14 protein-coding genes and 1 pseudogene are annotated in these 15,280 nt (G+C 65.5%); 4 read left to right on the forward strand and 11 right to left on the reverse strand.

What is annotated here, in order from left to right; translation table 11 throughout:
- Positions 1-56: 56 nt before the first annotated feature.
- From BKA03_RS12435 to BKA03_RS12470, 8 genes are all read right to left on the reverse strand, one after another.
- Positions 57-308 carry a DUF4229 domain-containing protein gene (locus tag BKA03_RS12435; RefSeq protein ID WP_062074219.1) on the reverse strand — a complete coding sequence of 84 codons (252 nt, stop codon included), beginning with the start codon at positions 306-308 and terminating at the stop codon, positions 57-59.
- A gap of 274 nt (positions 309-582) precedes the next feature.
- Positions 583-1,719, reverse strand: coding sequence for a glycosyltransferase family 4 protein (locus BKA03_RS12440; RefSeq protein WP_062074220.1), 1,137 nt, complete (start codon positions 1,717-1,719; stop codon positions 583-585).
- A 40-nt stretch (positions 1,720-1,759) separates the two neighbouring features.
- On the reverse strand, positions 1,760-2,827 hold the full coding sequence (gene ccsB / locus BKA03_RS12445; RefSeq protein WP_238579365.1) for a c-type cytochrome biogenesis protein CcsB: 1,068 nt from the start codon (positions 2,825-2,827) through the stop codon (positions 1,760-1,762).
- Entirely contained in the window at positions 2,824-4,494 is a 1,671-nt protein-coding gene (resB, locus tag BKA03_RS12450; protein ID WP_062074222.1) for a cytochrome c biogenesis protein ResB, read from the reverse strand. Before resB ends, ccsB begins: the two co-directional genes overlap by 4 nt.
- Positions 4,491-5,261, reverse strand: a complete 771-nt coding sequence (locus BKA03_RS12455; RefSeq protein WP_062074425.1) for a cytochrome c biogenesis CcdA family protein — start codon at positions 5,259-5,261, stop codon at positions 4,491-4,493. Before BKA03_RS12455 ends, resB begins: the two co-directional genes overlap by 4 nt.
- Positions 5,261-5,917 (reverse strand): TlpA family protein disulfide reductase, encoded by a 657-nt coding sequence (locus BKA03_RS12460; RefSeq protein WP_083971151.1) that lies wholly within the window; start codon positions 5,915-5,917, stop codon positions 5,261-5,263. Before BKA03_RS12460 ends, BKA03_RS12455 begins: the two co-directional genes overlap by 1 nt.
- On the reverse strand, positions 5,914-6,531 hold the full coding sequence (locus BKA03_RS12465) for a histidine phosphatase family protein (RefSeq protein WP_062074223.1): 618 nt from the start codon (positions 6,529-6,531) through the stop codon (positions 5,914-5,916). Before BKA03_RS12465 ends, BKA03_RS12460 begins: the two co-directional genes overlap by 4 nt.
- A 10-nt stretch (positions 6,532-6,541) precedes the next feature.
- The gene (locus BKA03_RS12470; RefSeq protein ID WP_062074224.1) at positions 6,542-6,805 is read right to left on the reverse strand and encodes a glutaredoxin family protein; all 264 of its coding nucleotides are present in this window, start codon (positions 6,803-6,805) and stop codon (positions 6,542-6,544) included.
- 92 nt (positions 6,806-6,897) lie between these two features.
- Here BKA03_RS12470 and BKA03_RS12475 point away from each other — a divergent pair, with 92 nt between their 5' ends.
- From BKA03_RS12475 to BKA03_RS12485, 3 genes are all read left to right on the forward strand, one after another.
- Positions 6,898-7,725, forward strand: a complete 828-nt coding sequence (locus BKA03_RS12475; protein WP_062074225.1) for an HAD family hydrolase — start codon at positions 6,898-6,900, stop codon at positions 7,723-7,725.
- Between the two features lie 108 nt (positions 7,726-7,833).
- On the forward strand, positions 7,834-8,847 hold the full coding sequence (locus tag BKA03_RS12480) for a zinc-dependent alcohol dehydrogenase (RefSeq protein WP_062074226.1): 1,014 nt from the start codon (positions 7,834-7,836) through the stop codon (positions 8,845-8,847).
- Positions 8,848-9,164: 317 nt separating this feature from the next.
- Positions 9,165-10,382: a tyrosine-type recombinase/integrase gene (locus BKA03_RS12485; RefSeq protein ID WP_062074227.1), complete on the forward strand. Its 1,218-nt coding sequence runs from the start codon at positions 9,165-9,167 to the stop codon at positions 10,380-10,382.
- Between the two features lie 260 nt (positions 10,383-10,642).
- Here the strand turns inward: BKA03_RS12485 and BKA03_RS15740 are convergent, their stop codons facing one another.
- From BKA03_RS15740 to BKA03_RS12495, 3 genes and pseudogenes are all read right to left on the reverse strand, one after another.
- On the reverse strand, positions 10,643-11,701 hold the full coding sequence (locus BKA03_RS15740; RefSeq protein ID WP_238579366.1) for a zinc-ribbon domain-containing protein: 1,059 nt from the start codon (positions 11,699-11,701) through the stop codon (positions 10,643-10,645).
- A 45-nt stretch (positions 11,702-11,746) separates the two neighbouring features.
- Positions 11,747-12,511, reverse strand: a pseudogene (locus tag BKA03_RS15855) (zinc-ribbon domain-containing protein); the annotation flags it as partial.
- A gap of 444 nt (positions 12,512-12,955) precedes the next feature.
- Entirely contained in the window at positions 12,956-13,543 is a 588-nt protein-coding gene (locus BKA03_RS12495) for a recombinase family protein (protein WP_062074229.1), read from the reverse strand.
- 286 nt (positions 13,544-13,829) lie between these two features.
- Here BKA03_RS12495 and BKA03_RS12500 point away from each other — a divergent pair, with 286 nt between their 5' ends.
- Positions 13,830-15,266: an ApeA N-terminal domain 1-containing protein gene (locus tag BKA03_RS12500; RefSeq protein WP_062074230.1), complete on the forward strand. Its 1,437-nt coding sequence runs from the start codon at positions 13,830-13,832 to the stop codon at positions 15,264-15,266.
- Positions 15,267-15,280: the final 14 nt, after the last annotated feature.

The raw sequence follows: 15,280 nt of genomic DNA on the forward strand, positions 1-15,280 counted from the left end.
GTAGCCGCAGGTTCGTAGCCGCAGCCTCGTAATCGCGGGTTCGTAGGGACTCGCCCCTACTCCGCCTCGGCCTCGGCGTCCTCGACGGCGTCGTCGATCACGGTGCCGCGGCGAGAGCGACTGATCCAGCCGTCCATCTCCAGAGCCGCGCGCTTGCGCATGCCAGGGAAGGCGACGTAGCTTGCGGCCCAGCCCACGATGAACGCGACGAGGACGGCCCAGATGTCGAACCACTTGAGGGCCCACAGCAGCCCGTAGACGCCCAAGAACACGGCGGTTCTCATGAGCCAATAGATGAGTACCTGCATGGACACCACGCTACCCGGCTGAAGGCTAGGGGGCGACGGCGTATAGCGCGGCTACCCGCTCGGCAACGAGGGCGACATCAAAGTCCCTGACGCGCTCGGCAACGCCGGTGCGCCCGCAGCCACCTGCGCTCCCGATATCAAAGTACCGGTACCAAAGTGCCGGATGAACACCGGGTGCCCTACCGCGAGCACGCCCGCGACGCACCCGCTCCTCAACTCCGCCCGGCACTTAGGCACCGCGACGACCCGTGAAGCCCGCGGCTTACATCGGCCCCTAGCCGCGCGCGTAAAGCGCGGCTACCCGCTCGGCAACGACGGCGACATCGAAGTCCTTGACGCGCTCGGTCTGCTGCGCGTGTAGCACAGCGCGGGCGTCGGAGTCTGTGAGGAGCGCCCCGAGCCTTGCCGCGAAGGCGCCCGTGTCACGCGGGTTCACGACGGCGTCCGGGTTGTCGAGCGTCCACGCATAGCCGGGGTTGTCGCCGCCGAGCACCGCTCCCGACCCGGCGGCCATCGCCTCGGTGAGCACGATGCCGAAGCTCTCGCCACCGATCGCGGGGAAGACGGCCAGGTCCGCGGCGGCCATGAATCCGGGCTTGTCCTCGTCGGAGATGAAGCCCTCGAGGGTCACGGAGCCTTCGAGTTCGTGTTGCGCGATGAGCCCCTCGATGCGGCTCGCGAGGGGCCCGCGGCCGCCGATGCGCAGCGCCACCTTTCCGCGCACCCTGGGGGGGAGCATCGCGAACGCCTCGACCAGTTCGACCGCGCCCTTGCGCTCCACCAACCGACCGAGGAACGCGATAATCGTGCGCCCGGCCGGGTCGGCGGGCCACGGCTTGGCCGATGCCTGGGCAGCGATGTCGTCGACGCGCACCGCGTTGGGGATCACGGCCGCGTCGATGCCGAAGGCCCTCTTCGCGAACGCGGCGGCGGGCGCGGACACGGCGGCGAAAGCATCGAAGAGCCGCAGGTTGCGGCGCAGCGTCAGCCCCAGGGCGCGGGTGGCCCACTCGCTCACCGCGCCGTCGGGAAGGATGTGGAACGTGGCGACGATGCGCACGGCTGTGCCCTGCATGCGACGGGCCTGGCGGACCACGCGGGCGGCAAAGAACGGCGAGTGGGGGGTCTGGACGTGGATCACGTCGTAGCGCTCGGCGGCCAGGTGCTCGCGCAGGCGGCGGCGCGACGCGGGGCGGGGCGTGCGCAACCCGTTTCCGTTGAACGTGACGCCGACGTTGTCGGTCAGGCTCACCACGCGCGCGATGCCAGCGGGGGCCTCCCCTGCGTCGCCCGAACACAGTACGTGGACCTCGTGGCCCCGCTCGCCCATCGCCCGGCCGATGGTCCGCACGTACTCCTGGACCCCGTCGGGGCGGGCCAGGGCGTCGTCGATGACGAGGGCGATCTTCACGTGGCGAGCCTAGTCCGCGTTTGGCAGTGCGCCCCCGCCCCTACTTGACCCCCGAGTACGAGTGCAACCCCTGCACATACAGGTTGACGACGGTGAAGTTCAGCACGATCGCGATGAAGCCTGCGATCGCGAGCAACGCAGCACGGCGACCGGCCCAACCCTGGGTGGTGCGGGAGTGCAAGTACGCGGCGTAGATGGTCCAGACCACGAAGGACCAGACCTCCTTGGGGTCCCAGCCCCAGTAGCGGCCCCAAGCGTGCTCGGCCCACATCGCGCCCGACATGACGGTGAACGTCCACAGCACGAAGCCCACCGCGTTGAGTCGGAACGTGAGCGACTCCAGCACTTGCGGCGAGGGCACAGCCTCGAGCGCACGCGCGACCTTGCTCTTCACCAGCCGATGCGGGAGGTTCAGCCATCCGAAGAAGCGGCGGCGCTTCTTCAACTCACTCGCGCGGTCGATGCGCATGACCTGCAGGACCGATGCCGCACCGGAGACCCCAAAGATTCCCGAGGCGGTGATCGCAATGGGCACGTGAATGACGAGCCAGTAGCTGTCGAGCGCAGGCTGCAGGCCCACTGCGTCGCGATACCAAACTCGCAGCCCGGTCACCACGGCAAAGGCGGCGAAGCCCGCTACCGCGGGAGCGATGTAGGTGATGTCGCGCTTGCGCTGCACGAGCAGGAACACCGCAACCGCAACCATCGTCCCGGTGATGGTGAACTCGTACATGCTCGACCACGGCGGGTGGCCCGCGTCGATTCCACGCGTGACGACGCCCACCAAGTGCAGGACGAAGCCAACCAACATCGTCGAGCGGCCGATGCCCTTTGCCCTCGCGCCGGGAGCACGGGCGGAGGCGGCGGGGGAAGTGGCCGGCGCGGCGTCGGCGGCAACAGTTTCCGCATCAATCGCTCCGGCGGCACCCACGCCCACAGCACCCGCACCCGCGGCACCTGCGGCGACGGGAATCAGCGCCGCGTTCTTGGTGTTGAGTTTGGCCTCGGCCACTCGCGCGAGTCGCACGCTGTAGGCCACCATGGCGATCGCGTAGAGCGTCGCCGCGGTCCAGAGCGCCATGACGCTCACATCGGTCACTGTCATCATTCCTCCTGCCGCGCGCTGGGACGGGGGACCGGCAGCCCTGCGGAGACTGCCAGGGCCGACGCGAGCGCGCGGGCGGCCGCCTCGTCATGCGGGGGGGCAAGAGCGGCGGCCTCCACGAGTGTACGGCCGCCTGGAACATCGCCGTCCTCACTATGTGTGAACACGAGCCACAGCCTGCGCCGAGGAGCGAAGAGCGAGACGGCGATGCCAAGCAGTACAGCGAGCGCCATGCCGAGCACCCACGGCAGCGACGGGTCCGCGCGCAGGTCCAGCGCGACAAAACGCGGCAGCGAGTCCCACGTCACGGTGCCGAGGCCGTCAGGAAGCGTGACGGTCTGGCCGAGGGTGATGTCGATCACGAGGGGCTTGCCGTCGTCGCCGAGTACTTGAGTGAGTTTGGTCTGATCGAGCTGGTAGACGTTCTGGGGGATTCCGGTGTCGAGGCCCAGGTCGCCCTTGTAGGCGGTGAGCAGCATGACAGGGTTGACCGCTTGCGGGTTGACCGAGGACACGGTGCCGTCGGCGGCCTGTGCCGCGGTCGGGTACAGGGTGCCGACCAGGCCGATCTGCGGCCCAGAGGTGACGTCGGGCACCTTGACGACGCCGGTGGACGTGTAGACGCCGTCTTGGGGCAAGAAGGGCGTGGGCCCGGAGAAGGCGACGTTGCCCGCGGCGTCCCTCACGGTGAGCATCGGGGCGTAGCCATTGCCTTGGAGGTAGATGTTGCCGCCGTCAATCCCGAGCGGGTGGTTGACTTTGATCGTCGCATCCTCGGCCGCCTTGCCGGGTTTGGCGTACGTCACGTGCGCGGTGAACGACACGGGGCGGCCCGTGAGGTCGAACACGGGGACGAACTTGTCGAGCGTCAGCGTGAACGGCTTGAGCCAGGCGGGGTCGAACAACCGGCCCGCAGAGAAGCTGTCGTATTCAACGGCCGCATTGGTGAAGGTCTGCCCCTCGACGACGATGGCCTGGCCGCGATACGTATAGGCCGAGCCAAACGCGAGCGCGCACAGCAACCCCACGAGCGCCGTGTGGAACACGAGGTTCCCCCACTCGCGCAGACTCCCCTGCTCGAGCGCCACCGCCACCTGGGGCGTGCCATCGCGAGCGGTGCGCTCGTCGACGCGCACCCGGTAGCCGGTGAGCCAGCCCCACACCAGGTGTCCCCTGCCCCACGCGCGCACGGCGGCCACGGCTTCGGCCTGCGACAGCGGCGACGATGCCTCAAGCCTGCCGTCGTAGCGCGCGAGCGAACTCGGAGCCGACGCGACCGGTACCCGCGCCGCCTTCCCGTGCGCCACGGCGCGGGGAATGATGCAGCCGATGAGAGAGAGGAATAGCAGCACGTAGATCGAGGTGAACCACGCGGAGCCGAACACGTCGAGCAGGCCAACGTGGTCAAGCCACGGGCCGATGCCGGGGTTGTTGTCGATGAAGGACTGGGTCTTCGCGCCGTTCGTCGGCCACTGGGGCAGCAACGAGCCGGGGATCGCCGCGAGGCCAAGCATGAGCAGCAGCACGAGCGCGAGGCGCATCGACGTGACCTGCCGCCAGCCCCATCGGAGCCAGCCTCGCACGCCGAGTCGCGGCGCCGACCGGTACGCATAGTTGTCGACCGAGAAGCGCTTGGCCTGATCGAGCGGCGTCTGTTCGGGCTCGCTCATACCGCCACCCAGAAGCCGTCGATCCACTGCTGCATCTGCGTGGTGATCTGGCCCCACAGTCCCGTCACGAGCAAGAGCCCGAGCACCACCAGCACCGCGCCACCGGTGCGCATCAGGGCCAGCCGATGCCGCCGCAGCCAGCCAAGAATTGCCCGCGAGCGCTCAATCCACAGGGCGAGCACCAGGAACGGGATGCCCAGCCCGAGCGAATAGACCACGGCGAGGATCACGCCGCGGGTTGCGGTGGCCTCACTGAGCGACAGGGTCAGTACCGCCGCGAGAGTCGGGCCGATGCACGGGGTCCAGCCAAGACCGAAGACCACGCCGAGGAGCGGTGCACCCCACATGCCTGCCTTCGGTGAGACATGCACGCGCCTCTCGCGCTGCATGAAGGGCACCGAGCCAAGGAAGACGAAGCCCATCACCACCACGAGCACCCCCAGCAGCCGGGTGATGGTGTCGAGTTGGCCGCCGACGCGAGCTCCCAGGGAAGCGAACGCAACCCCCAAGACCACGAAGACCGCGGTGAACCCCGCCACGAACATGGCGACGCCAAGGACCAGCCGCGGCCTCGACGCTCGCCGGGTCGAACCTCCCACCGCACCCGCCCCCGCCATGCCGGACACGTAGCCCAGGTAGCCGGGCACGAGCGGCACGACGCACGGGCTCACAAAGCTGATGAGCCCCGCGAGCAGCGCCACGGGGATCGCCGCCAGCAGCGACCCGCTGAGGACCGTGTCTGCGAACGTTCCCCCGAGTCCTTGGATCACTCGGAGGCCCCAGACGTGCTGGCCCCTGCGGTGCGGGCAGCAGTCGCACCGGCACTTGCTGCGCCGGTCGTGGGGCTGGCCGACTCGCCGGAAACATTACCCGCGGCGTCAACGAGCGAGCGCAGCGTCGAGGGCTCGATGCGGCCCACCGAGCGGGCGGCCACGTACCCGTCCGGATCGATGATGAGCGCCGTGGGAACCGCGCGAACGGCCACGAGCCCCTGGAGCGCGGCGATGGCGGTTCCGTCGGCGCCGTTGAGCGACGGGTAGGTCACGCCGAACGTGCGCTCGAATGCCTTGGCGGTATCGACGTCGTCGCGCGTGTTGACGCCCAGGACGCTGACGCCGGCGAGCGCGTCGAGCTTGACCAGGTCGGGCGCCTCGGCGCGGCACGGCGGGCAGCCGGCGTACCACGTGGTGACCACCACCACCTGTCCACGGAAGTCCGCGAGGTTGACCGCGTTGCCGTTGAGATCCACGCCGCTGAGCTTGAGCGGACCCGGCCGGGATCCCACTGCCCACTCGGTGACGGCTCCGTCCCCCGATACATACCCTGGAGACGTGGCCGCGTCGGGAGGGGCGCACGCGGCGAGCCACAGCACCACCGCGATCACGATCGCGAGGAGCACCGCGAGCCTCGCTTTGCGCGTCATGACCGCGCCACGTGCGCGGCAGGGCTCGCGTACGTCATCGAAACTGGCTCGCCGTCCTCAAACACGAACGACGTCACCGACGCAAGGGCACACTCGCGCTTGCGCGGGTCGTGAAGAAACGAGCGGCCCTCAAAGGACAGTCGCGCCACCCAGATCGGCAATTGGTGGCTCACCATGACGGTGTCACCGTCGGGGGTCGCCGCCGCGGCCTCACGAATGGCCGCCCACATGCGGTCGGCCTGCTCCGTGAACGGCTCTCCCCACGACGGCTTCCACGGGTTGCGCAGTCGCCACCAGTTCCGGGGGTGAATAAAGTCCTTGACGCCGGATTGGAGGCGCTCACCCTCGTACACATTTCCCGCCTCGATGATGCGCGGCTCGGTGTCGACGGGCAGGCCGAAGGCGGCGGCAATCGGAGCCGCGGTCTGCCGCGCCCTCTCGAGCGGGGACGCGATGACTCGCTTCACGGGCACCTTCTCGGCCACCAGATAGTCGGCGACGGATTGCGCCATCATTTCACCCGCCTCGGAGAGGCGAAACTGAGGTAGACGTCCATAGAGGACCCTGTCTGGATTGTGGACCTGGCCGTGACGGACGAGGTGAACAGTCGGCATGGGTCTATTGTCACCCGCCGAGCGCGAGCGCCATGCGCACGTTGCCTTCCTTGATGTGCCAATACCCCACCTGGACGCCGTCGACCTCCACCACGGGCACGAGGTCGCTCAGCCTCGCGCGCGACTGAGCATCGACGCGAGGGTCGCCCGCGGCGTCAATGTCGATTTCCGCCCAACCGACGCCTTCTTCGGCACAGACCTCGAGCAATACCTGACGTGCGTCATGACACAAATGGCAGCCGGAGCGCGTGTAAAGAATAACCCTTGGTTCCACACCGCAACCCTAGGCCCCTGGTACATGAAGTGTCGGGAAACTCACAGCATCCGCTGAGTCGAGTTGCTCCTCGACCCCGGTACTGTTGAGGAATGACGCGTCAAGAGCAGGCCGCGCCAGTGACTGTTGCCGCGTTCTTCGATGTGGACAACACCGTCATCCGCGGCGCCAGCGCGTTTCACATCGCGCGAGGCCTCAAGCAGCGAGGCTATTTTCGCACGCGAGATATCCTCCGCTTTGGTTGGGAACAGGTGAAATACCTCGTTCTGGGTGAATCTCAAGAGCAGATGAAGGCCGTGCGTTCCGAGGCGCTGTCGATCATCAAGGGCTGGTCGGTCGCCGAGATGGCCCAGATCGCCGAAGAGGTCTACGACGAAATCCTGGCGATGCGCGTCTTCCCAGAAACCAAGGCCCTCATCGATGAGCACAGGGCTCAGGGCCACCAAGTGTGGTTCGTGACCGCCTCTCCCGTCGAAGTCGGCCGGCTCATCGCCCGCAGGCTGAGGGCCACCGGTGCCCTCGGCACCGTTCCCGAACACAAGGGCGGTTACTACACGGGGCGCCTGATCGGCGACTTGCTTCACGGCGAGGCCAAGGCGGTCGCGGTTCGAGAACTCGCCACCCGCATCGACCTGAAGCTCGACGATTGCTTCGCCTACGGCGACTCGATGAACGATGCGCCGATGCTGTCGGCAGTCGGGCACCCGTGCGCGATTAACCCCGACAGCCGCCTGCGCAGGCAGGCCAAGCGCCTCGGCTGGCCCATCCAGGACTTCAGGGGCCGCAACCCCAATGGCAGGCGCAGCATCGTGCGCGCCTCCGTCACTGGTTTCGTGTGGATCGTCATCAAGGTGATCCGGTCGATCGGGCACACGCTGTCGTCGCCCCTGCGGGCGCTCAAGCGCAAGAAGGACTCTTAGCGCATCGCGCCGTCTTATCCACGGCCCTGGAACCAGACGTACTATCGACTGGCCCAGGGCTCCCGAGGAAACAACCGGATGAGTCACTGACAAGCGAAGGAGGAGCTAGTGAGAGCAGCGCGCTTACACAGCAAAGGCAACATCCAGGTGCACGACGAGGCGCGCCCGGAGCTGGCCGACGGGATGTCGCTCGTGCGCGTCACCGACGTGGGACTATGCGGGTCCGACCTGCACTGGTTCGCCGAGGGCGGCATCGGGGACGCTCAAATTGGCCAGCGCCCGCTCGTGTTGGGCCACGAAATCGCAGGAGTAGTCGAGGCTGGCCCTCTCAAGGGGGCGCAGGTCGCAGTCGACCCCGCCATCCCTTGCGGCCACTGCACCTTGTGCCTCCAGGGTCACCGCAACCTTTGCCCGACGGTGCGTTTCGCCGGACACGGCGAGAACGACGGCGGGCTTCGTGAATACATGACGTGGCCGACCGAACTACTACATCCACTTCCCAGCTCCATCACGACGACCGAGGGTGCCGTTCTTGAGCCGCTGGGGGTCGCCCTACACGCGCTCGACCTCAGTGGCCTGCGCACCGGCAGCACGGTTGCCGTCATCGGCTGCGGCCCGATCGGTCTGCTGCTGGTGCAGTTGGCTTTGGTCGCGGGAGCCGCGAGGGTGGTCGCGGTCGACCCGCTCGAGCATCGGCGGCATGCAGCCCTCGGTTACGGCGCGGACCTCGCCCTGGCCCCCGAGGATCTGCCCGATCACCAAGCCGTCGTCGATGCGGTCGGTCCGCTCGGCGTCGACGTCGCCTTCGAGGTCGCCGGTGTGAACGACGCAGTCGAGCAGGCTATCGCCGTGACTATGCCCGGTGGGCGCGTTGTCCTCGTCGGCATACCCGAGGATGACCGAACATCCTTCTGCGCCTCTGCCGCGCGCAGGAAAGGTCTCACCATCATGATGGTGCGCCGGATGAAGGAAGACGTCTACCCACGAGGGATTCGGTTGGTCGAACAGGGCCGAGTGGATGCGTTGTCCATCGTGACCCGCCGCTTCCCGCTCGACCAGGTCGAAGACGCTTTCGTGCACGCCTCGTCGCGCTCCGGCCTGAAGGTCATCGTGCAACCGTAGTCAGGCCGGATCACGACAAAGCCCGCACCCCGAAGGGCGCGGGCTCAGCGTAAGTGCGGAACTACTTCTTATTGCGGCGCTGGTGGCGCGTCTTCCGAAGCAACTTGCGGTGCTTCTTCTTTATGACAATGGCGACCCTGGCGTACCAGGCCTTTTGCTATTTTACCAGGTATGACACTCAAGCGGGGCGTGGACAACTGGGGACAGCGGTAGACAGCAGCGGCCTCCTCTTATTGCATACGGATTGCACGTGACAGGAGAAGTGGCATTGCCCGAACGGTAAACTTGTGGCAAGCCAAACGCGAGGGAGAGCAGTCATGGAGATCAAGGAAGGGCGCCGCGATTTCGGTTGCATCCGACAGGTGGCCTCTTCGGCGCGCTGGCAGGCGAGTTACCCGAACCCGCAGGACAAGAGCCGTCGCATCAACGGCCCCACAACCTACGCGAAGAAGGACCGCGCCGAGGCGTGGCTCAACGACGAGCGGCGCTCGATAGAGATGGGGACTTGGAAGGACCCAAAGCAACGCGCGATCGACTCGAAAACCCTTAGCGAGTACGGTCGCGACTGGCTCAAGGACCACCCGGTAAGGGAGTCAACACGCGCTCTCTACCGGGACCGCCTCGAAGACCATGTATATCCGCACCTCGGCAACCGGCGGTTGAACAGCCTGACTACTTCCGATATTCGTGTGTGGCACCGAAGTCGCAAACGTGTAGCCGCTCAGAGGTCTCTTGAGACCGCCTATACAGCGCTGAGTGCCATGCTTTCGACGGCCGTCGAGGACGAGATCATCGATCGCAACCCCTGTTCAATCAGGGGCGTCTACAGCACCATCCCAAAGAGACCGACCCGCGCCGTGACCGCCACTGAACTGCGACTGATCGCTGAATCGATGCCACCGGGTTATGAGGCCGCCATCTTGATCGCCGGGTGGTGTGGACTTCGTTGGGGCGAGGTTGTCGCGCTCCGGCGGTGCGACGTTAACCTCCAGGATGGCGTGCTCATGGTCTACCAAGCGTTCAGTGTTCAGCGTGGCCCCCGGGAAACCGGTGCGCCCCGCGTTGGTCGGTCCCACTCCCCAGCCATCTTCGTGCGGGGTAACGTCAAGACTGACGGGTCCATTCGGGACGTCGAGATTCCCCCGCACGTCGTCCCAGCCCTCACACATCACCTCAATTCGCACGTGGGGCAAAGCCTTGACGCACTCCTCTTTCCCTCAGTCAGGTCAAAGAAGAAGTCCTCGGACATGCCCAAGAAGTACCCGGTGAGTGGATCGACCTTCCACAAGTGGTTCAAGAGAGCGCTCAAGGAAGCCGGCGTCGCCGACATGCGCTTCCATGAGTTGCGCCACACGGCTGCGACCCTTGCGATGCAGACGGGTCAAGCCTCCGGCTTCGATGTGATGGCACGGCTCGGGCACAAGTCCCCAAGAACGGCTGCCATATACCAGCATTCGACTGGCACGCGGCAACGAGGCATCGCGAACGCACTTAGTGCGTCCGCGCTGCGCGAGGACCCGGGCCTAAAGCGGTAGTAGTTCCGGACCATGAGGGACGAGATCAGCCCTAGCGTGGAGCCCCTGCAATAAGGCTGACAACGCAGCATTTGCCGTGCCCATCGAGTTCGAAGTGCACCACAATGTCGATCGCCAATGCAACAGCCCGCACTACAGAGTGATCGGAGGCGTTTTGCCCGGCCAACAGCGGAAGCGTGCACCTCATGCAGCGCCTCCCGAGCAACGCTGCCATCCCACACTTCACGATCCCGAGGCCGGGGAACCCGCACCGACTTGGGCTAGTTCTTGTCCAGCCACTCCCTAACGGACGCGAGTGTCTCAAGTGGGTGTGGTGCCTGCGAGTAGACCACGATTTCTAGGTATCGATCGTTGATGACCTCAAGCGAGCCAAGCGGTGCCTCACGAAGTCGCACGACATACGCTCCGCTAGCGAGCAGGTCCACCGACTTGCGCTTGTCGACTGCCTGCTTCTCGTCAGCGCTGTGCCAATACGCTCCGTCGTACTCAATGATGAGTAGTTGGTCTTCCGGAAGGGGGACCGCTATGTCAACACGCCAACTTGCGCGAGACTCGAAGGTTGGCGAGGTGAGCAGTCGTCCGGAGGACGCGATGCCAAAGGTCCGCTCTGCGGCGTCAAAGTAGAGCAGTTCGATCTGTGACTTCCCTGACGGCTGACACTCGGGGCAACCGGCGCCATTAACTCGTGCCACGCTGGACATTCGCCAGCGGTGGGATGGATTGAGGGAGCATCGCCACTCAGGGACAAAGTCCGTGTGGCCGGTGGGGCGCACGAACCATGCGCTGACGGGGTTGGTGTCGGCCCATTCGGCCTCAAGATCGGGATAGTGGTAGCCGAGAGAGTCAAGGACTGTCCGGCACTCGGGACAACGGCGCCGCTGCCTCTTCTGGCGCTCACCGGGAGTTGCGAGCCATTCGTGTCCGCATTCTTGTGCGCGCCACCACACAGCCCGGCGCGATCGCGGTCCCACGTCTTTCAGGGTTAGCGGCAGGTTGCGCGTCGGGTGCCACTGACTCGCAATTTCGGACGCACGCCACAATTCGTCAAGACTCGGAACCCCAGAGTCCTGCAGGGGCGTGTAGGACTCGTCAAGTTCCTCGAGAACGTCCGGGTTGGGTCCCGTGCGAAGCCCGCGCTGTCTGCAGATGTAGCACCCGTCGTCGAGGTATCTCTGGGGCGTGACGTTTGGATGGTGCCCGTTGGCACATCGGAACCGGAACGTGCGGTGGGTGGTGACAGCCAACATCGCCGGGTCATCAGGACTATCCCAGTCGGAGAGCAGTTCCGGTACATCCGCCACCGCGGTGGCGGAAAGCACTGCTTGCCGCGCCGCGCGCTCGGACCTCCATCGCTCCGTACACTCCGGACACCCTGCGAGACCTCCGGCCATTTGGTCAACGCGCTCCACAAAGCGCAGCCCACAAGTAGGACAGCGCCAGGCGACCTCGCGTCGTGCTCGTTCCGTGAGCGTCTCCCACAACTGGGCATCATTCCGCTCGTGGTCCCACCAAGAGACGATCGGCAGGCTGGAGTCCTTCAAGTAGCGCTTCGCTCGGTCCCTCTCGACTGGCGTGGTCCCGCTGCGCGTCGCATTAACCTGGCACGAACAACCCCAGGCAATATCGCCGAGTCTTTGTGCGCTCAGCCGCTGACAGTATCTACAACGGACGTGGTGTGGATCGTGTGGTAGCGACGGAGAAGTGAGCGGTTCAAGATAGTCGTAGTCGTTTTCGTCCGCAAGAGCGCGGGCAGCCTCGATGTTCGCAGGCACGATGTCCTCGTATCCACTGAGTAGGTCGCGCTGCCATTGAGCCCATTTGGTCCAGAAGCACGCGCGGCACACGCCCTCATCAGACTTCTCGACCGCGTAGTCGAGTCGGTAGTGCGCGTCGCAGTCGCACGTGAGGCAGCGGGTGAGCACATGTTGTTGGCGCTTGGTGGGAAGTTCGAGCGCCTCGACGCCAGCGCTTCTGAACACCTCTCGCGTGTGCTGATGACACCACGCGCTCCTAGAACGGGCACGAAAAAGCGCAGGCTCGCTGCACCCGTCCGTGCTACATGGCTGGTTCTGTTTGGTGCTCACGACACGACCGTAACGCGTCCGGCCAGCGGACACACTGGGGGCCATGGACCCGCACACCTACGGAGGGTGTCCGGTAGACCCGTCCGGTGGATTGTCCGGTAAGGGCCCGTCAAACGGTCAGGTCGTCACGGGAACTCGTTCAATCTCGCGGTACACCGTGGCGCGCCTGACTCACGGACCCAGAGCCTGCCCAATGCGACACCTGCGGGAATCACCCGGGGCCCACGCATGTACCGTGACCGCGTTCGTCAGTCCCCGGACGACGGCGGCACACGGCTCCCACCGCGCCAAGACCCGCCGACGTCGGAGGGGTCGCCGTCGCCTCGGGGGCCGTCCGGACGCTTCGCCACCACGTGAGCCTCCCCGCCGAGGACGATGCCCGGCAAGTACGGACTATCGGTGCGCCGAGTGGGCGCCTTCGCGCATATCGGGCAGGCGTTGCGGTCGCGCCCCGAGCAGCACTTCCGCACCGTCCACGGGATTGCTCTTTCAGGCACTCTCCGCGGGGATCTCCCGGTAGAGCGTCGCTCGGCTAATCCCGAGTTCCTTCGCTACCTGCGAGCGGCTCCACCCTGCGCCGAGGAGCGCCCGCGCCTTGTCGAGTTGCGAGCCCGTCGTCGACTTCGGTCGCCCAACCTGAAGGCCCCGGGCCCGAGCAGCCTCGCGGGCAGCGTCGGCGCGTTCGATGATGAGTTCCCTCTCGTACTCGGCGAGGCTCGCAAAGATGCCCGCGAGCATCCGTCCGGTAGGCGTTGAGAGGTCGATCCCTTCGCGGAGTGATCGGAGTTCGATTCCCTCAGCAACGATCCAGTCCAGGAGTTTCACCATCGCCGAGAGCGAGCGCCCGAGTCGATCGAGCGCGACGACGACGAGCGTGTCGCCGCGTCGGAGAACCTTGCGGAGAGCGTCGAGGCCCTCGCGATCCCAGTTCGCGCCCGATCGCACGTCACCGTAGACGTTCGCGAGCGGGACACCCGCCGCGAGGAGAGCATCGAACTGTTGATCGGTCGACTGCTTGCGAGTCGATACCCGGACGTATCCAAACCATTTTGCGTTGTCGTGCTGCTGTTTGACCATGAAGCATGGTCTCATAAGTCGTCGCACAGCACAATATCGGACACTCGCGTTTCGTACATATTTATGCGACAGAATCCGACCTCTCAAAGGCCAGATCTCGGTCACTCCGTGGTTGTGTCCGATTTCTTGATTTCGGACACGAGCAGCAGGCGCCGTGATCGCGGGACACAGAGAGAGGGCGCTGCTGTGCGCAACGGCTCGGGCCCGGGGCTGCGGTCGCCGTGCTTCTCGCGAGACCTTCGCGATAAGCCCGCTCATGCCGGAGGGACATGCCAAGGTGTGTAGTGTGACCGATCGAGACTACGTCCAACGATACGAAGACTGTGTTGGCGAGTGGCGGAATGCCGACAACCCAGATCAACGCTGGCCCGGCGTATTGCGACGAGACCAAGCGGCCGGCTGGTGGGAGTTGACCCTCTTCCACGAGGGTGAGTCGATCGGCGAATGGACTCACGGGGTGGCGCTCAGCGGGGAGACGTTTTTCGGGACGACGTCTGCGGGTCCGGCCACTCTCCTTGCGGCGAACAAGTCATCCGAGTTCAGCCGCCAGGCAACAGGCCCGTTGAAAGCCGTCAAATACACGTCGGAGGTTTGGCACGCTTTCGATGCGATTCTCGGAGCGCATGTCGCCCATGACACACGGTGGGACTCCATTGATGTCGACGTGCCTCTGGCGTGGGAATGGTTCTCTCCGACTGTCCTCGAGCCTGTTCGCACTGGCTTGGAGGATCAGCGCTACGAATCGCTCGATTGCGACAGCGACGGGGTGGCCATCGCACTCTGGCGTAGCACATCCAGCACCACCGGCCGCAAGTCGACTTCGGTAGAGGGTATCGGCGGCTACTCCTTTCGCAAAGAAGGAGGGATCACGACCGAGGAAGTGGCGCAACGACTTCTCGCCATCGAAAACCTCCATTACGTCCTTTTCAAGGAGCCGATGTCGGCTGACACCTGGCGCCTCTCGAGTCCTGATGGCGACGACGCACTTCCGCAAGTGTTCAAGGTTGATGGACGAGGAGCGACCGTTCCGATGCCGAGCCTCGCCGATCCGTATATCAGCACCGACAACGTGGACTTCGAGGCTTTCTTGCCCCGATGGATCGACTTGCATCTTGCCGCGAAGAGATGGCCCACAGTAGCCCCTCCGCGCGGCCATGCTGGGTGGGTCCAAACCCAAGTCGTCGAAAGCGTGAATGCAGTCGAGGCCCTTACCCGAGAACACCTTCAACTCGAAGGGCCAATATCCAAACTTGAGTCCGAGATTCTCTCTCTTGCGCCGCAGTTGAAGTCCAAGGCAAGACGCCACCTGAAAGACCTGCTGGACATGCACCGCACGACGCTCGACAAGCGGCTGACAGGCGCCGCACTCCTCCTTGGCGAGGCATCAGCCGTATGGCTTCTGGGCGACGGAATAGGCCACTGGGCCACGGTGGTAGCACGCGCCCGAAACGACTTGGCTCATGGCCTGCCGCCACGGGGAGGGCTTGCGGACAAACCCACAGTGCTCATCGCGGTGCTACAGAGTGTGCGCGCAGTTCAGTGGCTCGCGATGCTGCGCTTGGCGGGTTTCGACAACGGTCGCGGGGATAGCGATGCCGAATTGCTCGTGGACTCGGATGGGCACGAGGTAATCGCTCATCGCAATTCCGCCCTCGCTCATCACCTGCACGACGTACGCAGGTTCCGTGCGGACTGGCAGACCTGGGAGGGCCTCACCCAATAGCGGCGAGCAGGTGC

This window comes from Demequina lutea (assembly GCF_013409005.1).
GTDB lineage: Bacteria > Actinomycetota > Actinomycetes > Actinomycetales > Demequinaceae > Demequina > Demequina lutea.

What these genes read in the sequence shown, in the direction of transcription:
- BKA03_RS12435 (WP_062074219.1), bottom strand. Translation starts at nt 308, where the DNA reads ATGCAGGTACTCATCTATTGGCTCATGAGAACCGCCGTGTTCTTGGGC.
- ccsB (WP_238579365.1), bottom strand. Translation starts at nt 2,827, where the DNA reads ATGATGACAGTGACCGATGTGAGCGTCATGGCGCTCTGGACCGCGGCG.
- resB (WP_062074222.1), bottom strand. Translation starts at nt 4,494, where the DNA reads ATGAGCGAGCCCGAACAGACGCCGCTCGATCAGGCCAAGCGCTTCTCG.
- BKA03_RS12460 (WP_083971151.1), bottom strand. Translation starts at nt 5,917, where the DNA reads ATGACGCGCAAAGCGAGGCTCGCGGTGCTCCTCGCGATCGTGATCGCG.
- BKA03_RS12465 (WP_062074223.1), bottom strand. Translation starts at nt 6,531, where the DNA reads ATGCCGACTGTTCACCTCGTCCGTCACGGCCAGGTCCACAATCCAGAC.
- BKA03_RS12475 (WP_062074225.1), top strand. Translation starts at nt 6,898, where the DNA reads ATGACGCGTCAAGAGCAGGCCGCGCCAGTGACTGTTGCCGCGTTCTTC.
- BKA03_RS12485 (WP_062074227.1), top strand. Translation starts at nt 9,165, where the DNA reads ATGGAGATCAAGGAAGGGCGCCGCGATTTCGGTTGCATCCGACAGGTG.
- BKA03_RS12495 (WP_062074229.1), bottom strand. Translation starts at nt 13,543, where the DNA reads ATGGTCAAACAGCAGCACGACAACGCAAAATGGTTTGGATACGTCCGG.